We start from the raw sequence: 19,477 nt of genomic DNA, 5'->3' as shown, positions 1-19,477 counted from the left end.
ATTTTTACATCTAAGTAATCATTCCTTCTTCAAGAGTTATTACTTCATCAAACATTGAGATGAAATTATCTGATGGTTCGTGAGCAATACAAATAACCATTTTCCCCTGCACTGAGGCAACTAATTCTTCAATACGCAATCTATTTTCTTTATCTAGAGACGATGTAACCTCGTCCAAAAGTAAAATTTCCTTATTCGCAAGTAGAGATCTAGCAAAATCTAGTCTCCTCTCTTGTCCCCCAGACAACTTATTTTTGATGCTATCCTCTAAATTAATATTTTCTAAGCTTACCTTCTGTAACACTTGATGAACTAGACTTTTATCATAATCTTTATACATTGTCAAATTATCAATAGCTGGTTTATCAAAAATAAAGGTTTTCTGCTCCACGTAAGCAACTGACGAGTAATCTAACTTAATACTAGTTAAATCCTGTCCATTAACTAAGATGTTTCCATTAATATTAAAACCATCTGGTATCAAACCTATTAATGAATTCAAAAGCGTACTTTTCCCACTACCACTTTTTCCAACAATGAGATATTTTTTATCTACCTTAAATGTTAAATTTATATTTTGTAATATATTTTGCTCCCCACCAGATATTCCAAAATCAACAAGCTCAATTGTATTAATTTTTACATTTTTCATATTAGCGGTATCCGCTGGTGCTCGATTTATAGTTGCAACCAGATTATTAACCAATTTTTTTGAAGATAATATATCAGTATAGCTATGTTTCATATTAGTAATTGGATAAGTAATATACATAACTAATTGACGAAGTCCAATAAATTCTCCTAGAGAAAGTCTTCCCTTGAGTACAAAAAATCCTCCAACTACCCAAGCTCCCTGATTTACAACCATTGTAATTGCGTATGATATTGCCTCTATTGAGTTTGCCTTTTTGTAATAAGCTACATTAGATTGTCCTAACTGCTTACTTTTTGAATTCACAATATCAGTGAAAGGGTGTACTGCATTAAATAGTTTGACTGTCTTTAAACCAGAGTAAAAATCTGATACCACATTAAAATAATTTTCTTTTGATTTTACACTTACATCTCTTGCATTTTGTAAAGAATTTTGAGTTAACAAAGGATAAAAAAGAGGAAGTAAACTCAAAACGACCATTATGATAGTATATGACGGTTGTATAAACAAAGATATGACTGAGGCAAAAATAAAAACTAAAATATCATTAGTTATACTAATAATTTGCTCTAAATATTGTTTTTCTAAGACTTCTAATTCATTAGTATAGGTTGAAATATGCATTTCAGGATTACTACGATAAACATCAATCAATGGTTTTCTTCCGTTACTATCAGTCAAATCACTTCGTATATCATGTAAAATTTTTTGAATTAATTTCTGATTTGAAACTTCAACACAGTACTCCATTGCAGAATCAAAAACTATGTAGACTAGCAACAACACTACATATAAGATGAATGTTTTTGAATTAACATTTGAAATAGAATCAATAATGCCTTCTAGCACAAAAGCCAAGCTCAGTACAGAAATGGCTCCAATGATATTTACTATTAAAAATTGACCTACTAAAAAGGGATTTTGATAAAAATATTTTTTCATTCGAGACTCTTTTATAACTTCTTTAATTAAATTAACCTAATAAAAATCAGGAGCGATAATGATTATCACCCCTGACTCAACAAAATGCACTTTAACATGCACGCTGACTTGGCTGATTTCTTCCCATCAAGATAGCAGCTACATCAATGTCGTCAACATCAATAGAAATATCTTCTTGTTTTAAAGTAAGATCTGTATTTTCCATAGCATGTTTATCCTTCCATAAATAGATTTAAGATTTTTATCCGGTGAGGAGAAATCTTATCAAACCTCATAATGTCGTTATAGATTAGTCTGAATAGTTAGAGAGCTTTCCCATTCGCTGGACCTGGATCAATCCCTCTAGCTATCTTATGAATTTGAGGTGTTCTCGCAATTCCTAACAGAATTAAGCCAATAACTAATACAGCAACTATTTTCTTAAACAAACTTCTCATATACCTCTCCTTTTTTTCTTGCATTTATTTTATCACTTCAAAATTAGCTCGTCAAGTATTTTTATAATGTTTTTTTATTTTTTTTTGTTTGATACTTTTTTGTATCTAAATTAGTTTTGAAAAACGATGCTCACTTGAACACCGTAGTTATTATTCTGTTATATCTGCAATGTAATGCTCAACTTTCAAAGCCATTGACATGTTTTCCTCTAATTTGTAAAGGAAATGAGCTGTCTCAAAATATTCTTTCACCGAACTTTTAGAAGAAAAATTTTCACTTACGTTTCCCATCAATAAGTACAAATCAGCCAAAAAATAATTCGTTCTGTAAGCCTTACATTGTTTTATAGTAGCTGTAATTTTAGTAATAGCTTCTTCAATATTTTTCTGTAACCATAAATAACGACAAACGTTGTAGTTAAACTTAATAGACAGTTCTAACTCTTCGATTGTACTCAAATTGAGTTGATTTACTTGATACTCTAGTTTTTCACGAATTTTATTGAAACGACCTAAATCTCCAATATCATAATAAAAATTGAATAGGGTGTTTGAAACTTGGAGATAGTTCAAATCAGATATACTTAACTGTGATAATACCCCCTCTAATCGTACAATCGCATCTTCTTTCTGTCCGTAAAAATAAAAATCTATCAGAGATTTTATCCATTCCATGTAGATTTTATCTGCTAAAGATAGGCGGTGAGCTTTTACATTCTCCAATTCATATATATATTTCAAAGACTCATAATTGCGATTTGTAATAAATGTCTGTGCTAATTTCTTAAATTCTGATAACTCCTCAACTTTCTCTACAACCTGCTCATCAAAAAAATAATCCATACTGACTTTTAACTTCTTAGCAAGGGCATGCAGGAAATCCGCTCCAGGGGTAAACTCTCCGCTCTCTAATCGACTGATTTGCCCCTGTTTACAGATACCTTCAGCTAGTTCTCGCTGAGACATTTTTAATTCTTTCCGTCTATTTTTTAATCTTGTTGCTAATAGTGTACCCACGTTTGCATCTTCCTCTTCTATTTGATTTCAGTTTTAATTGTAGCATGATTAAATCTAAAATTCAAATCAATGATTTGAAAGATACAAATTGTAGATAAAATCTATTTTGTAATTCATCGTCAACTTATTTACTTTCCATTTCTTCATTCAAACGCTTTATAAACTTATTCAGCTTCAACGCCACTTTTCATACCTATCACTTTCTAATTCCAACTGTTCCCCTAGTTCTTTCAGCCCCTTTCCGTATCTATTTTCCTAGAAATTGATTAGTGCTATTATACCATATTTCAGAAAGGACAGAAAAGCAAGCGCCACATAGGAACCAAATCCCTCCACATAGACAAAGTCCCTTGCCAGGTGTCGTAAAATAGTGTTTAATAAAAGTGTACAGGAAGTGATCACAACCTTGTATAACTGAAAAGGAGAGAAATTTATGAAAGTAGACCTACAGATTAGCGAGACTTACGAAGAGGAAAAGCTGATTGTACAAGCACCTCAAGAAACCGAAAAAGTCCAGAAAGTCATCGAGTTCGCAGAAAATCTTGACCAAAAAGAAACAATCAAAGGAAAAATCGATAATCAGGTCCATCTCGTTGAGATTGGCAAGATTCAACGCTTCTATATCGAGAATCGGAAGGTTCTAGCAGAAACTTCATCTCAGACCTACACCATTGACTTACGACTCTATCAGGTTCTTGAACTCTTACCAAGCAATTTTATCCAAATTTCGCAATCAGAAATCATCAATATCGACTCCATCTCTCACCTCAAGCTTACGCCCAACGGCCTGGTAGAAATCTTTCTAAAAAATGAAAACCTCACCTACTCTTCACGCCGTTACCTAAAAACCATCAAGGAGAAATTAGAACTATGAAAAAACAAGTATTTCACGACGCAGCCACCGGTGTTCTTATCGGCCTTATCCTCTCTATCATCTTTTCACTCATTTATGCACCAAATACCTACGCTCCACTTAGCCCTGAATCTCTCGTCGGCCAAGTGATGACCCAACATCAGATTCACGGTGCCCTGGTCTTGCTCTACTGCACACTTATCTGGGCAGCTATCGGTATTCTCTTCAACTTTGGCAACAGCTTGTTCAAGCGTGACTGGAGCTTACTCCGTGCGACTCTCACTCATTTCTTCCTTATGCTGGCTGGCTTTGTCCCACTAGCCACTCTAGCAGGTTGGTTCCCTTTCCACTGGATCTTCTATCTCCAGCTCATATTTGAGTTTGCGATTGTCTATCTCATCATTTGGGCCATTCTCTATAAAAGAGAAGCTAAAAAAGTAGACCATATCAATCAACTCTTGGAGCATAGACAATAGGAACCTCATAATAAGCAAATCCGAGAAAGAAACTTCTCGGTTTTTATTCACCCTGCTGTACCTTACTATCATAGCAGTTATTTTCAGATTTTCTTTGTAAATTTTCTATCTTTTTTCAAAATATTCTTGCATTTTCCCAAAGTTTTTTGTAGAATATAGATTACATATCCAGATTATTCTGAAAATTCAAAAAGGAGTATCTATCATGTCACAAGCTATTTCGTTAAATCAATCCACCTGGGCAAGTAAACTAAAAGCAATGGGACCGGGAATCCTAATGGCTTCTGCCGCTGTTGGAGGTTCTCACATTGTATCTTCTACTCAAGCTGGCGGTTCTTACGGTTGGTCTCTACTTCTCTTGGTCATCCTAGCCAATGTCTTTAAATATCCATTTTTCCGTTTTGGTGCTGAATACACAGCTGATACTGGAAAGACTTTGGTTGAAGGTTATGCCGAAAAAGGAAAACTCTATCTCTGGATTTTCTTTATTCTCAATGTCTTTTCGGCTATGGTCAACACGGCTGGTGTTGCTATTCTGTGCTCAGCTATCATCGCCAGTGCCTTCCCAATGATTGGACTTAGCATCACTCAGTGGTCCCTCATTCTCGTTGCAATCATTTGGGCTATGTTACTCTTTGGAGGTTACAAACTCTTAGACGGCATGGCAAAATGGATCATGTCAGCTTTGACCATTGCAACTGTTCTTGCAGTTATCATCGCGGCGATTAAACATCCAGAATACAGTTCTAATTTTGTCGAGAAAACACCTTGGCAAATGGCAGCTCTACCCTTCATCGTTTCCCTCTTAGGATGGATGCCAGCTCCTATTGAAATTTCAGCTATCAATTCACTTTGGTCTGCTGAAAAGAGAAAGACCGTCAACTTTAACACAGAAGACGCTCTGTTTGACTTTAACACTGGTTATATTGGAACAGCTATCCTAGCCGTCTTCTTTGTGGCACTAGGAGCACTGATTCAGTATCCTACAGGGCAGGCGGTTGAAGCTGCTTCAGCCAAATACATCTCTCAATTCGTGGGCATGTATGCCTCTGTTCTTGGCGAATGGTCCCGTTACTTGATTACCTTTATTGCCTTCCTCTGTATCTTTGGAACGGTTATCACTGTTATCGATGGCTATTCTCGCGTCAACCAGGAATCTCTCCGACTGCTAATCAGTCAAAAAGAAGACAGTAGTAAATCTTTGAACATCTGGATGACCATCACTGCTATCATCGGTATCGTCATTATCAAGTTCTTCGCTGGTCAGGTTTCAACCATGCTCCGCTTTGCTATGATTGGTTCTTTCCTGACAACACCATTCTTCGCTCTTTTGAACTACGCCTTGGTAACGCGTGAAAACAAAAATCTTCCTTCTTGGCTCAAACACCTTGCCATTGCAGGATTGATTTTCCTCTTTGGTTTCGCCATCTTCTTTATCTACGCACTTGCAATCGGAAAAGCAGGATAATCGACAAAGCGCACTTAAGAGTGTGCTTTTTTACATTCTAAAAGCAGTTAGCAAATCCCAACTGCCTCTTATAACTACCTTAATTCTCCTTTTCCAACTCATACAAATCTGCGATAATCGCTGCGACATGTTTGATATCTCCCAGCATGCCTCGCATTTCAAAATCAGCCAAGACAGGGAAACCAAAGCGTTGACTATATTGCTTGGCTGTCAGGCAGTATTGGTTATTAAAGTTACGATTGCCTGAACCAACCACACCAAAACACTTACTAGCATTGTCACCATAGGCGATAAAATCTCCCACTGGTGTTGTCAAAATCTCGACATCTCCGTTATCCACACCATTCCCACCTTCGAGGTAAGTCGGCAAAAAAGCGACGTAAGGGTGTTCCATTTCATAAAAATCTTGGCCTTCCTTGACCAAATCCTTGATATGAATCTTTTGGACTTCAATCCCCTCGTACTGGGACAAGAGATAGTCTTTCAAGCGCGTCACAAAACTTTCAGTGTTGCCACTCAAACTAATATAAACTAAAGAAATTGTCTTCATATGTACCTCCATGATTTTATTTTTAATCGAAAAAGAACTACCAAGATTGTATCTTGATAGTTCTTTTTTGTCAATACTTAAGCAAGTTCTTCTGTTTCTTCTTCTGCCAAGGCTTTCTGTTGACGCCACATCTTATAGAAAACAAGGGCTAGGAAAAGAACATTGATGACGATATAGAAAATGCTAACGGCTTGTGAAATAACACTTATCCCTAAACGCATGGTCTCATCGTGAACTAACTGCACAGCGTCTTGTAAAGTCACATAGCTATAAATTGAACCAATAATAGCTAGCAAAACATAGCCGACATAAGTATAGTTTGCATATTGCAAATTCTTACGAACAAGGAAGACAATAGCTACTACCACTAAAATAGCAGATAGCACAATCAAGGCCATATTAAAAATAGAATGAGTTGATTCTGCTACTCTATAGGTGTAATTAAGCTGGTCTTCTAATTGCTGAGCACTGACCCCTGCAACCTGTTTCTGAGCAGCACGAAGGGATTCTTTGCTAGGTAAGGGACTCAACATTCCAAACAGAGACATAGCTGAAATAAGAGCAGACAAGATTAGCAAGACCCATAGATAAATCGGTTTCTTTTTCATGATAGAACCTCCTGATATTATTATTGATATTATAGCACTTTTTGTAAAGGGATACAAATATTATAGTGTCGTTTCTACCTGTTTTCGGTAGGCTTTCGGCGATTTCCCGCACAATTTTCGGAACACTTTATAGAAATATCCAACATTACTATAGCCGACAGCATAACAAATATCTTCGATACTGTCACTAGTTGAAAGTAAAAGTTGCTGGGCAGCCTTAATCCGTTGTTTGTTTAGTAACTCTGCGAAGGTCGAATTGGTTTCACGCTTAATCAACTGCCCCAGATAGACAGGATTGATAAAGAGATCCTTACTGATATCCTTGAGAGAAAGTTCTTTCTGATAATCACGCCCAATGACTTCCAGAACACTGACCACATTTTCATTCATACGATATTGTCCAAAGAATCGGGTCAGAGTTTCCTTGATATAAGGAACCAATTCATCGAAGGATTGAATAGCATGAATCGTTTTGACAATGTCCGTCATATCATCAGCTTTGAGGTGTTCAAACAAGTGGAAGACATCCATGACAAACTGGATAAAAAGCTGTTTGGTAATCGGAACACGGGGTGTATTTTCAAGAACCACCTTCTCCAAGAGGTTTAACTCTTCTACGATTTGATTGAGATTCCCCTGAATGATAACCCTATAAATCGGTTCGTAGTAGGTAAAGAGACTCTCAGACTGCTGTAGATTTACAGAACCGTAAAAGAGGGCTTTCTCAGCATTCAGCTTCCAGCGTTCAAAGTGTTCTTGATAAGGAGCTTCAAAGGGAGTAACGACTAAACCATCTAGGAGTTGCTCAGAAATAAAAATCTGCCAGTCTTGACCCAAGACATAGTAGGGAATGGTGAAGGAGCCTTGTTTTTCCTTGGATAGGCCTATCCACCACTTCTCCTTACCTCCTAGATAACTAGCAAATCCAGCCTCGTCTAAATCTTGACTAAGGGTCTGACTTTTCTTTCCTCTCTCGCCTAGCTGACCTGCAATCTTCTCCAGTAGATTTCCCAACTCTACCTTATCAACAGGCTTAACCAGATAATCCACCACACTAAGGTTCATTGCTCTTTTTACGTAATCAAATTCCTGATAACCTGAGAGCAGGATATAGGCGGCATTTGGTAAGATTTCTTTCATTTCCCGAATCATATCAAGCCCTGTTTTATCGGGCATGTTGACATCTGAAATGACCACATCTACTGGATTTTCTTGGACATATTCTAGAGCTTCATCGGCATGACTGGCTGTTGCGACGACCTCCATATCCCACTTATCAAAGGGAATCAAACGCTTCAGACCTTCTGTCACCATGTACTCATCATCTACTAATAATACTTTATACATTTTCTCCCTTTCTACTCATCTTGAATTGTAATACGATACTGAACACCTGCTTGCTCTGCAGACTCTATAGTAATAGCGTAGCGGTCTCCAAAATAGAGCACAAAACGCTCATGGACATTGACAATCCCGATAGATTGCTTCTGACCACTGTAGCTGGCTTGGTGTTCAAACTGTCTCTGACTTAATTTTTCTCGAAGATTTGCCAGCTTTTCAACTGACATTCCACGGCCATTATCGACCACTAAAATTTCCACAAACCCATCCTGTTTAAGTGCCTTGATGCTAATCACATTATCTGTCCGTCTGTGGTCAACACCATGCGCGAAATAATTTTCTACCAGCGGTTGCAAGGTAAACTTAGGAATCTTCATATTCTCTAACTCTGGGTCTATCTTGAAACCATAGGCAATGGACTTGGGATAGCGAACCATGCAGAGATAGCTATATTTACGACAAAATTCTAATTCCTGTTTGAGAAGGGTTTCTCTTTCGTCGGAAATATTGTTACGCAACAGGCTACTGAACTCATAAATGATATCTGCCAACTCATCTTGACTTTGCATAACTGCATACATGCGCAAAAACTCTAGCGTGTTATACATGAAGTGAGGATTAATCTGAGCCTGCAAGGCTCGCATATTGGCATCTTTTTGACTAAGTTCTAACTGGTAAATATCATGGATATTCTTTTCCAATCGATCCAACATATCATTGGTGGTCTCTGCGATTAAGAGCAATTCCTGATCCTTTTCAAGCGTAGCAATGCGAAGACCTTCTTCCCCTTGGGCAATAGCCTGAATGGAATCCACCAAATCCACTACCTGCTTTTGGTAATTAGCAAAGGTCTGCCTCAAAGTCAGATAGAGAATAACAATAAAGAGAAGGCTTAAGCCCACAATCAAAGCAGAGCTAGTCACTGTTCCTTGTAAAACAAAGTTTTTGGGAACTGCTACCTGAACTTGATAGCCATGAGAGGTTACACCAACAAACCAGTTCTCATGTTCCCTATTGACCCTCTCACCAATATGAAAAATCTCCGTATCAAAAGGCGATGTCACAGTAACAGCCATCGGGATATGACCTCGGGTATTGTCTACAGCATGGTATAAGATTTCTGGATCCAAGGAAATATAAACAACCCCTATAGATTGATCCGTCGCTGGATCTAAAATAGGAACTCCAAAACTATTGGCCTCTGGTTTAAAGCCTTCCGCAAGTACCGAATGACCCCCTCTCTCATTTCTGCTCGAAACATAAACTTCTTTAAAGTCCTGCAAGACGATTGCAACACCCGTTATATAGTCATTTTGGACATAAAGATCATCAATATTTTCATACAGAGAAATAGAAGTTGACGAAGCTGCTTGATGCTCCAACAGCCAATAAAAATACTCAGAAGTTGACAAGCTAAAGTACTTATAAACCCCTTGTATCCGGTCTTGATTGGCTACTAAATCTTGTGCTAGCTGGGCTGACTCGCGATAATAATATTCCACCTCTTCGACTGTTCGAGTAGTTACACGCTGGGCTACTCTCTGAGCTTCCTTTTCTCGTGAATCCCAGTCAGCATAGGAGAGTAAGATTGCAAAACTCGCAATAATAATCATCATAACTGAACTATAGGTTCGCAGAAGCGTATGTAGCCGAAACTGCTTCATTCTATTTTGTCGCCAATTTTTCATGGATACTTTCATAGACCGGTTCCAACATATCACTGATAAAGAAATGCCACATCCCAATTCCTACAAAGAAAAGTAGGGCAGGCATATAGTAACCAATTGCCACAAGTAGCACTGTCCCAAGGAGAACCTTGGCCACAGCCGCTAAGCTCATAAAGATGCCAATCAAGGACAGTTTGAGACTATTTCGATAGGACAAATCAAAATAAACTTGTAATTTCAAAGATACTGTATAAGCCAAAAAGATCAAGGCAACTACTAGAACATTCAAAAAGGTCGCAATCAAATGAATAATAGTCTGATGAGGCAATTGTACCAAGAGATACAAGCCATAAACCAAAACTAAATCCACTCCTAAAAAGCTATAGAAAATCAGGTTGCTTGAAACAAAATTTTGCTTATAAAGAGACCAAGCCTCCTTCAAACTGTATTCCCGAAAGCTATAACCATGTTCTGCATATAGGCTCATCAAGGTGGCACTAGCCGGCGCTAGACCAAGGATAATCCCTCCTGCCAATGTTAATAGCCAAAAGAAGGCTGTCGCAATCATCCCTAAAAAGAAACGATTAAAGACAAAGTCTAAAAATCTCCCCATGATATCCTCCTAAAAATAACTATGAAACTATTATATCATATTTCAAGCGTTTTCAAAACTTCGAGTGCCCATTTACAATCCCACCAAACCGTGGTACAATGAGAATTGTGAGAAAATTATCAGGAGACAATTCATGAAAAAATCTATCTTAACTACACTGCTCTTTGCAGTTCTTTACTTCCTCTGCATGGGGATTGGTGTCCTTTTGGGCAATCTCCTTGACCAAACTGGAAACATGTTTTATGCGCCTGCTTTTACTGCCCTTGTCGGAGGTAGCGTCTATATGATTCTAGTCGCAAAAGTTCCGCGCTTTGGAGCCATTACCACTATCGGCCTTGTCATTGCCCTCTTTTTCTTGGGAACTAAACACGGTGCCGGCGCCTTCCTTCCTGGAATTATCTGTGGCCTCCTAGCAGATGGAGTAGCTCATTTAGGAAAATACAAGGACCAAACAAAAAATTTGCTTTCTTTCATTATTTTCGCCTTTAGTTCAACTGGTCCAATCTTACTCATGTGGATTGCGCCCCAAACCTATATGGCTACTCTTCTAGCAAGAGGAAAATCCCAAGAATATATCGACCGTATCATGGTCGCACCAAATCCTGGAACCATCCTTCTATTTATCGCTAGTGTTGTCATCGGAGCCCTAGTTGGTGCCTTGATTGGACAAGCCTTGAGTAAAAAATTTGCACAGAAAATCTGATTACTAAAAAAGAGCCACACGGCTCTTTTTATTTATGGCTCAAGACTTAGTCAAGAAATCTCCCAAGAATTGATACTCTTCGAAAATCTCTTCAAACCACGTCAACGTCGCCTTGCCGAAGGTAGGGTTACTGACTTCGTCAGTCTTATCTACAACCTCAAAGCAATACTTTGAGCAACCTGCGGCTAGTTTCCTACTTTGCTCTTTGATTTTCATTGAGTATGAATTTAAAGATAATCAAAATGATAATGATGGTTGCCAAGATGGTCACATCGTGATTGTAGCGGTTAAATCCATAAGCGATGGCTACGTTACCAATACCACCAGCTCCAACCGCACCAGCCATAGCCGTTTCACCAACAAGGGTAATCAAGGTCACAGTCGTCACACGGATCAAATCCGACAGATCTTCTAGTAATCCTGAGCTTTCTAGGCTAAACTTTTTTACCTGAAAAACTTCTTTTTTCTAACGATAAAATGAGCCCTATCACACTCCCTGCTAAAAAGACCCACCAACAAATCCTGATATCTTGTAAAGCTAAGAAAGAAAATATAGACATCCCTAAGGGTAATGTTAGGGAAAAAATCATACTCAAGAGATTATTACTTCTAGCTAATACATCCGCACTCAAATTAGACAGTAACAGAGTATCTAATTTAGGCATTGATTTCGACATCAAATACATGACAAAAGCTAAGCAAACAACACCTACTAGAGGAGAAAAATCTAAAATATTAGCAGTAGCAAGTAATACAAACAGGATTGCATTGAGCGATAGTAAACTTGAGAAAGACAATTTCCCAAAATAATCATGGGGAGTTAGGCTACCAAGAATAGCTCCTCCCAAGCTGACACATTCGATTAAAAATAGGGCCTGAGCATAGCTGAGATGGTAGATAGTATGGTCTAATAAGTAAAAGTGATAAATACCTCCAACAGCTCCTCCCAAAGTATTCATCACTAAAATGACAAGAATCATTTTAAACAAAGATTTACTTTCTCTCTGTCTAAAAATATCATCCATGTCCGCATAGATTGCCTTAACTTGTTGAAGCAAACTAATCGACTTATCCTCTACCTTTACAGACAAATGCGTCAATTCTCTTCTATTTTTGAATAAAATGAGAGAAGATAGTAAAAAGAAACCAGCATTCACAATCGCAACAAAAGAAAAATTTTGGTGGCTTGTTGTGAGTAACCACACTCCTAAGGCTTGACCTCCTAGATTTGATAAATAGGAAACAAACTGAGTAAAGGAATAAGCTTCATAGAGCTTATCTTCCGAAATATTATGCTGGATAATCGGCATACGAAGGCCTGCTGTATAATCCGATAAAATATCCGAACAGATATTAACCATACAGATAAAAGCAAACGTTACGAAGTTCTGGTCTTGAATCACACTAGCAATCAAAAGAAATAGGATACTTTGCACACAACCAACCCAGATAATTGTCCTTGCTTTATTCCGAGTATGATCAGCCTTCATCCCAACATAAAAAGTAAATAGGAAAGGTAAAATCGTAATCATATTAGCCATAAATACAGCTATATTTTTAAAGGGTAGACTCGCAGCATAAACGATAAATACCAGATTATAAATATAAGCTCCACTTGAGCTCAAAAACCTCGATAAGGTAAGTATCCTAAATAAATGATGTTTGAAAAATAATTTCATAACAGGCCTCCTTGGCAATCCAGTAAACTATCAATCTTCACTCTAGGAATAAGATTTTCTGTATTTGACTCCACGTCCTTTAGAATAGAACTAGTTATTAATAATTCTTTTGCTACTACAATAAATTCATTATTAGGAAAATATTTGTTAACTGCTAACAGAGTATCTGCTAACCCATCCATTCCCATCCAATATCCAGAAAACTGAGCATACTCAACCAATATACTCGAACTCAGATCCAAAATAATATCTTTGTATTTAAATGGATCAATATATAACAACATTCTTATGACCCCAGATGTTCCATCTAACAAATAAGGAGAAACTGTTGTGGTAGAATTTTTCAAAAATTTTCTACCACCTATGTCTAACAGATTAGATAATACAATCTCAATACCTCTACTTATAGTATATCTGCTGAAAGAAATTTTATGTAAAAAAATTAAAAATCCCGATAAACCATTTAAACCATAAGTATTAAAACTATCAAATATATCCAACGATTCATCAGAGCTTATATCTATACTTTCTGTAAAATCAAATCTTGACTCTAATAAATTCAGAAATTCTTCGTCACTTAGTGGTATAAATGCCGTACTTGAGGACGTAATTTTTGTTTCTTTCTGTCTCTCTGCATATATACTTGAAAATATTTTTTTAGCAGTAGGTATATCTGGATTATCACTAAATAGATAATTTATTAGAATATCTATGTTCGTTACTATTCCTTTTTGAAGAAGTAATTCTTTTACTTTATTAGTTTTTAAAGCTTCTTCTTCTCTCAAGTGTAATCTCCCCAGTAAAAATAACATCAAGTTTGCAACTTTATAACAATCTGCTTTTTTACCTTCTATACAATTCCATTTTTTTAAACAAATGTCATTATAAATACCTACTGTCGGAGATTCAGATGATTGATATGAGTTTTCTAAGTCAATAAAATACAAATCTAACATTTCTGTAATCAGAATATTATCTGAATGAATATCATTCAACACAATATTTTCTTTATGAAAGTATTCAACCACTTCAATTATTTTTTCAAAAATTCTTAATAAAGTAAGAAAATTGGAGTAATTTTTAATAATGTCACTACTAGAATAAGAATATAAGTTATAATCATCTACAAAATCTTTTAATGTGTAGCCGTCTATAAATTCATAAATAAAATATCCATTTGTCCATTCATTAATATTTTCAAGCGATTTGGGAATATATTTGATTAGCTTCTTAGATAACTCCCACTCTCTTTCTCTAAACTCCCTCTTTTCTACATTTATATATGATAAAACGAAATTACGGCATTCCTTTATCACAACTTTCCTATTATATTTTTTTGAATTAGCTAAATAGATATTACCGCCATTACTAGATTTTATTATTGAATTTATTTCATAATTATTAGACATGTATGTATCTTCAAATATTTGAGGTTCTTGAATATCTTCAATCCATTTAGGTAAGTCAAAATAAGATTTTTGATAATCTTGCCAAACTTCCCCATCTGGTCCATACATACTAGGTAAGCCGTCAATTAAATGCGCTTCATTAACAATATTACATCCAAATCTGTAGAAAATATTATTTGAATTTTTATATTTTCTATCACTTAGTATATAGATACCTTGGAAATCACAAGGTATTTTTTGATAAAGCTTTTCAAGTAAATCTATACAGTGCTCTCTATTCTTTGGATAAATAGTTATAAACTTCCCTGATTCTGCAGATGATTCATTTTCTGAAAAATTTTTATAAATTTTATCAAAGTCAGACAAACATTTATACATAGTTCTTTCTCGTTCTAGCAACTTACTAACTATATCAAATACTTGTGTATAATTCTTTATAGTAGCAGAAATATGAATTTTAAAACCAAATTCTTCCAATTTATATAAATTATCATTATAGTATGTGAAGTCCATCCTATCCATAGTTCACCTTTTTACAAATAGATAAAGGAGTATGATATACAAATCTATACTCCTTATAAAATATTGCCAATCTGAGTTCATTATCCTTTATGAACTGAACATTTGTAAGTAGCTACAAATTCTTTGACTGGTTCTGCATGTTTTGATGCAGTCATTGCAAATTTTGTCATTTCTGTTACCTCCTTTGTTTTATGAAACCAGTCTAACAAAAAAAGCGGGAGTCCCCACTTTTTTGTAATATATTTTTTCTGAAAATAGAAACTCTAGCGCCTAGAAACTACTAATTATCAATCCATCTACAAGGCTATTTATTTTTCATCGGTCGATGTATTTGGAATATATTACAAATCTTTATTTGAAAGCTGGTTTGCAAAATAGTTTTCATAGTATCTTGCACCATCTACATACTCTAAATCTTGTAAGATTGTAATGCCTCTCTGGATTTTTTCAAGACCCTTATTTTTTACATTAAAAATAGTATCATAATACCCTTTAGCAATCATATAAATGATTTTCAGATAAGCTTGAGATTCTGGCAATTCTCGTTTTTCAATCTGAAAAACAAAATAGTCTGCTTTTAATTTATCCTTTTCCTCTATCGCTTTAAAGAGTCCATTAATCAAAATGGTATCGATACCGACTTTGTTACTAGGTAAAGAGCCTAATAAATCCGTCTTTTGTAACATCTCCCTAGAATATTTAAAATAGAGGGGCAGAGGAAACAAAGGAGAAATCGTTGAAAATAGTTCCAATTCATAATTTCCCCAGATATCAATAGTAAAAAAATAGTCATAGAGAAAAGTCAGTTCTTCATCCGTTGCTCTTATTTCTGAATCAAAAAACACAAGAAGGCTTTTGATACGAATCATTTGTAAAAGATAGCTCTTTTCACCACTTGATCTATACTTTTGAGTCATCTCTTCATACAAGGAATGGAGAGAATCAATCCCTTCTCTATCATATAGTTCCCAGAGATTTTCTTGAAAAGCCAAAGCCTTTTTCTGAGAAAAACCACGTACCAAGTACATAAATTCATTCAAATCAGAGTGGATGTTATCTAAGGCAGTAATCAATTTCATAGAGGATAAGTCTGCTTCTCCACGCTCAAATTTGCTCAGCATGGAATAAGTAAACTCTCCTCCCGTAGCCTCCTGTAGAGATACATTCCGACTCTTTCTCAATTCTTTAAAAATTTCTCCCAGATTTTGCATATTGACTCCCCACAATTCTTAACTCTCTAACTCATAAAAGCGACGATTGATAGCAATCTGTACAGAGAATTTTAAGTCTTGACTATAACGACAACTCCTATGAATGATGTACAGATTGCCTAGATCTTTTTATTTATGGCTTAATTTCTTAGTCAAGAAATCACCCAAGAACTGGATCGCAAAGATAATCAAAATGATAATAATGGTTGCCAAGATGGTCACATCGTGATTGTAGCGGTTAAATCCATAAGCGATGGCTACGTTACCAATACCACCAGCACCAACCGCACCGGCCATAGCTGTTTCCCCAACAAGGGAAATCAAGGTCACAGTCGTCACACGGATCAAATCTGGAAGACCTTCTGATAGGTAAACACCTACGATATCCCAGAATGTCGCTCCGCAAGCTTGAGCCGCCTCAATAACACCACCATCTAGCTCAGCCAAGACAACCTGCACCTGACGGGCAAAGAAGGCAAAGACTGCAAAAGAAAGTGGAACAAGGGCTGCATTTGGCCCGATACTTGTTTTCACAATCAAGTGAGAAAGGGGAGACAAGATTGCCAAGAGGATGATGAAAGGAACCGCACGGAAAATGGAAGTAATCTTGTCTAAAATCCAGAAGACAACCTTATTTTCCAAAACACCACCTGGCGCTGTTAAGACGAGAAAGAGACCTGCCACTAACCCCAAGAATCCTCCGATGATGAAAGAAAGAACTGTCATATAAAGAGTTAGATAGATGGCTGTTCCCCAGCCTGCTTGACCAGCCCAGCCCATTTTATATACATTTGGTAAATAGGTTTGAATCAATGATTCCATCTTACTGTCCTCCCTTCAATACTTTTAGTTGTACGCCTGCTTGACGAATGGCTTCTTGGGCGCCTGCTAGCGCTGCTTTTTCACCTGACAAGACCACAACCAATTCTCCAACAGGAGTACCATCGAGGATTTCGATATTTCCATAGAGGATATTAGCCGTTACTTGGTAATTCTTGTACAATTCATTCAAAAGTGGCTCGTCTGTTGAAGCCCCTGCATACTTGAGCTGCACCAAAAGGCTGTTTTCAGACAAGTGTTCCACGATTTCTTGTTTCTCGATTTTGACCATGGCTTCGTCAATACCAGTGGCTGTTGAGATAAAGTCTTGCGTCAAAGGTTGTTTAGGATTTGAGAAGATTTCAAGGACGCTACCCTCTTCAATCAAATGCCCATCCTGCATAACTGCCACACGGTTGGCAATATCTTTGACAATCTGCATTTCATGCGTAATTAAGACAACGGTCAATCCTAATTTATGGTTCAAATCTTGCAACAAGGCCAAAATTTGCTTGGTTGTCTTCGGATCAAGGGCAGAAGTCGACTCGTCTGAAATCAAGATTTTTGGATCATTTGCCAAGGCACGCGCAATGGCCACACGCTGTTTTTGCCCTCCAGATAGTTGTGAAGGGTAGTTTTCAGCACGGTCTGCCAAGCCAACCAAGTCCAACAACTTAGCTACTTTAGCCTTCTTTTCTTCCTTGCTGAGCCCAGAATGTTTAAGTGCAAAGGCTACATTCTCCTCTGCTGTCTTTTGGCTCATCAGGTTAAAATGCTGGAAAATCATTCCAATATCTTGACGTTTACGACGCAACTGCTCTGCCGTCAAGATCACCTTACCATCAAAAATCACATCGTCGTCAATGGTAATTTTCCCTGCAGATGGTTTTTGCAAGAGGTTAATCACCCGTACAAGGGTTGATTTCCCTGCTCCAGAATATCCAACAATTCCGTAGATATCCCCTTCTTGGATGTGAATAGTCACATCCTTGACCGCTGTGATGGTTCTCTTCTTTTGGTGAAAAGTCACATCGATCTGATCTAACTTGATAATATCTCTACTCATAGCTTCTAATCAGCTCCTCTACTAATTCAATATGGGTGTAATAATCGGCGATTCGCACGTTTTCATCTCCACCGTGGTCTCGGCTGTTGGCATTTCCTAGACCGAAGGCCACCATTGGCACCTCTAGGGCATCAAAGACCGTATGCATAGGCCCTGTCCCAGCTGTAGTTGGCAAGACTGAAACGCCCTGTGGATAGAATTTCTTAGCCAACTCGATTACATTAAGAATGGCTGGTGCGCTCATATCGCTTCGATAGCTCATCTCTCCCAAGGTATAGTATAATTCTACCTTATCAAAGCCATTTTTGTCTAGCTGTTTCCGAATTTTTTCCAGAACATCATGCGGTTCTAGGCCAGGAACCAAACGAACTTCTAGCTTAGCGCTGGCTTCTGCTGGCAAAATCGTTTTGACTCCTTGTCCCTGATAACCTGACTGAATCCCTTCGATATTAAGAGCTGGCTCGAAAAAGAATCGTTTTAGAAAGGCTGCACGCTCCTCTTGTAAAAGAGGCAATTCCAAACCATAAATCTGGCTGATTTCCCCTGGATTTCGTTGGGCATAGGTATCCACCAAGGCTAATTCACGTTCATTTGGCTCTTGTACTTCTTCGTACAAACCTTCAACCAAGATACGGCCATCTGCAGCACGAAGAGACTGTAGAGCTTGAAGGAGGTACCAGGGAGCTGACTCCACAACCCCACCATAACTAGAGTGGATATCCACATCAGCACTTTTCACCTTGGCATCAAAGGTCACAATCCCCTTATTTCCACCAGAAATTTCTAGCTGTTCCAAGGCATTTTTGGTTCCTTGTTCCCAGACCAACAAATCTGCACCACGGAGTTTATCCGCATGTTTTTCCAGATACTTATCCAGGTCTGTCGAAGCCGATTCCTCCGCACCCTCCATGATAAAACTAATATTGACAGGCAGATCATCATGATGCTGCATATATTTTCTCAAAGCACTCAAACGAGCTGTGATATGACCCTTGTCGTCATCAACCCCACGCCCATATATGAAACCATTGCGCACCGAAAGCGTAAAAGGATCCTCTGTCCAGACCTGATCCCCATCAGCTGGTACAGTGTCATAGTGGTTATAGAAAATCAAGGTCTTGGCATCTGGACGCGAACTCTTGAAATGTGCCATGACAAAAGGCGCCGTGTAAGTCTCATCAATCTCCACTTCAGCCCCAACACGCTTGAAAATCTCACCCAGATAGTTGGCAACTTCTTTGAGACCCACCTGTTGGGCAAAGACTGATTTCTTAGAAATCAAGGTACGCAAAACCTCAAAATAATGCTGGGCTACATGATCCTTTTCAAATTTTTCGATTTGTTCTTGTTCGCTAGGAAAAACCATATTCTCTCTACCTTTCTATGAACTACTCTTCCTGACAATCCATGCTCTATACAAAAGCAAGAGGTGGAATTTTCT

General features: G+C 37.4%; 18 protein-coding genes and 1 pseudogene. 4 read left to right on the top strand and 15 right to left on the bottom strand.

Annotated features, from left to right (window positions below; genetic code table 11):
- Positions 1-10: 10 nt before the first annotated feature.
- From O3601_RS02950 to O3601_RS02940, 3 genes are all read right to left on the bottom strand, one after another.
- On the bottom strand, positions 11-1,597 hold the full coding sequence (locus tag O3601_RS02950) for an ATP-binding cassette domain-containing protein (protein ID WP_371471058.1): 1,587 nt from the start codon (positions 1,595-1,597) through the stop codon (positions 11-13).
- Between the two features lie 302 nt (positions 1,598-1,899).
- A complete protein-coding gene (locus O3601_RS02945; protein ID WP_371471057.1) occupies positions 1,900-2,034 on the bottom strand; it encodes a hypothetical protein in 135 nt (44 codons plus the stop codon).
- A gap of 150 nt (positions 2,035-2,184) precedes the next feature.
- On the bottom strand, positions 2,185-3,051 hold the full coding sequence (locus tag O3601_RS02940) for a helix-turn-helix domain-containing protein (RefSeq protein WP_371471056.1): 867 nt from the start codon (positions 3,049-3,051) through the stop codon (positions 2,185-2,187).
- A 433-nt stretch (positions 3,052-3,484) separates the two neighbouring features.
- On the opposite strand from O3601_RS02940, the gene O3601_RS02935 reads away from it, so the two are divergent.
- The 3 genes from O3601_RS02935 (at position 3,485) to O3601_RS02925 (ending at position 5,848) form a co-directional block, all read left to right on the top strand.
- Complete coding sequence (locus tag O3601_RS02935; protein WP_371471055.1) at positions 3,485-3,925, top strand: LytTR family DNA-binding domain-containing protein; 441 nt, start codon at positions 3,485-3,487, stop codon at positions 3,923-3,925.
- Positions 3,922-4,380 (top strand): DUF3021 domain-containing protein, encoded by a 459-nt coding sequence (locus O3601_RS02930; protein ID WP_371471053.1) that lies wholly within the window; start codon positions 3,922-3,924, stop codon positions 4,378-4,380. The genes O3601_RS02935 and O3601_RS02930 overlap by 4 nt, the downstream gene beginning before the upstream one ends.
- 205 nt (positions 4,381-4,585) lie before the next feature.
- On the top strand, positions 4,586-5,848 hold the full coding sequence (locus tag O3601_RS02925) for an NRAMP family divalent metal transporter (RefSeq protein WP_371471051.1): 1,263 nt from the start codon (positions 4,586-4,588) through the stop codon (positions 5,846-5,848).
- 79 nt (positions 5,849-5,927) lie between these two features.
- Here the strand turns inward: O3601_RS02925 and nrdI are convergent, their stop codons facing one another.
- The 5 genes from nrdI to O3601_RS02900 all read right to left on the bottom strand — a co-directional run bounded on the left by nrdI (position 5,928) and on the right by O3601_RS02900 (position 10,627).
- Positions 5,928-6,398, bottom strand: coding sequence for a class Ib ribonucleoside-diphosphate reductase assembly flavoprotein NrdI (nrdI, locus tag O3601_RS02920; RefSeq protein ID WP_371471050.1), 471 nt, complete (start codon positions 6,396-6,398; stop codon positions 5,928-5,930).
- A gap of 77 nt (positions 6,399-6,475) precedes the next feature.
- Complete coding sequence (locus O3601_RS02915) at positions 6,476-7,006, bottom strand: ABC transporter permease (RefSeq protein ID WP_371471049.1); 531 nt, start codon at positions 7,004-7,006, stop codon at positions 6,476-6,478.
- A gap of 60 nt (positions 7,007-7,066) precedes the next feature.
- A complete protein-coding gene (locus O3601_RS02910; RefSeq protein WP_371471048.1) occupies positions 7,067-8,353 on the bottom strand; it encodes a response regulator in 1,287 nt (428 codons plus the stop codon).
- Between the two features lie 11 nt (positions 8,354-8,364).
- Positions 8,365-10,035, bottom strand: coding sequence for a sensor histidine kinase (locus O3601_RS02905; protein WP_371471047.1), 1,671 nt, complete (start codon positions 10,033-10,035; stop codon positions 8,365-8,367).
- The gene (locus tag O3601_RS02900) at positions 10,013-10,627 is read right to left on the bottom strand and encodes a YesL family protein (RefSeq protein ID WP_000532348.1); all 615 of its coding nucleotides are present in this window, start codon (positions 10,625-10,627) and stop codon (positions 10,013-10,015) included. The genes O3601_RS02905 and O3601_RS02900 overlap by 23 nt, the downstream gene beginning before the upstream one ends.
- 133 nt (positions 10,628-10,760) lie before the next feature.
- Here O3601_RS02900 and O3601_RS02895 point away from each other — a divergent pair, with 133 nt between their 5' ends.
- Positions 10,761-11,330: an MptD family putative ECF transporter S component gene (locus tag O3601_RS02895; protein ID WP_371471046.1), complete on the top strand. Its 570-nt coding sequence runs from the start codon at positions 10,761-10,763 to the stop codon at positions 11,328-11,330.
- A 193-nt stretch (positions 11,331-11,523) separates the two neighbouring features.
- Here O3601_RS02895 and O3601_RS02890 read toward each other — a convergent pair.
- From O3601_RS02890 to O3601_RS02860, 7 genes and pseudogenes are all read right to left on the bottom strand, one after another.
- A pseudogene (locus O3601_RS02890) lies at positions 11,524-11,748 on the bottom strand (hypothetical protein); the annotation flags it as partial.
- 16 nt (positions 11,749-11,764) lie between these two features.
- Positions 11,765-13,009, bottom strand: coding sequence for a transporter (locus O3601_RS02885; protein ID WP_371471044.1), 1,245 nt, complete (start codon positions 13,007-13,009; stop codon positions 11,765-11,767).
- Positions 13,006-14,940, bottom strand: coding sequence for a kinase (locus tag O3601_RS02880; RefSeq protein WP_371471042.1), 1,935 nt, complete (start codon positions 14,938-14,940; stop codon positions 13,006-13,008). The genes O3601_RS02885 and O3601_RS02880 overlap by 4 nt, the downstream gene beginning before the upstream one ends.
- 341 nt (positions 14,941-15,281) lie before the next feature.
- Entirely contained in the window at positions 15,282-16,151 is an 870-nt protein-coding gene (locus O3601_RS02875; RefSeq protein ID WP_371471040.1) for an Rgg/GadR/MutR family transcriptional regulator, read from the bottom strand.
- 129 nt (positions 16,152-16,280) lie between these two features.
- The gene (locus O3601_RS02870) at positions 16,281-16,973 is read right to left on the bottom strand and encodes a methionine ABC transporter permease (RefSeq protein WP_371471038.1); all 693 of its coding nucleotides are present in this window, start codon (positions 16,971-16,973) and stop codon (positions 16,281-16,283) included.
- A 1-nt stretch (position 16,974) separates the two neighbouring features.
- Complete coding sequence (locus O3601_RS02865) at positions 16,975-18,036, bottom strand: methionine ABC transporter ATP-binding protein (protein ID WP_371471037.1); 1,062 nt, start codon at positions 18,034-18,036, stop codon at positions 16,975-16,977.
- Complete coding sequence (locus O3601_RS02860) at positions 18,029-19,402, bottom strand: M20/M25/M40 family metallo-hydrolase (RefSeq protein ID WP_084923821.1); 1,374 nt, start codon at positions 19,400-19,402, stop codon at positions 18,029-18,031. The genes O3601_RS02865 and O3601_RS02860 overlap by 8 nt, the downstream gene beginning before the upstream one ends.
- Positions 19,403-19,477 lie beyond the last annotated feature (75 nt).

Source organism: Streptococcus sp. 20925_1_69, assembly GCF_041432365.1.
Classification (GTDB): Bacteria; Bacillota; Bacilli; order Lactobacillales; family Streptococcaceae; genus Streptococcus.
The sequence above is the reverse complement of the archived record's forward strand: the minus strand, read 5'-3'. Positions and strand labels throughout refer to the sequence as shown.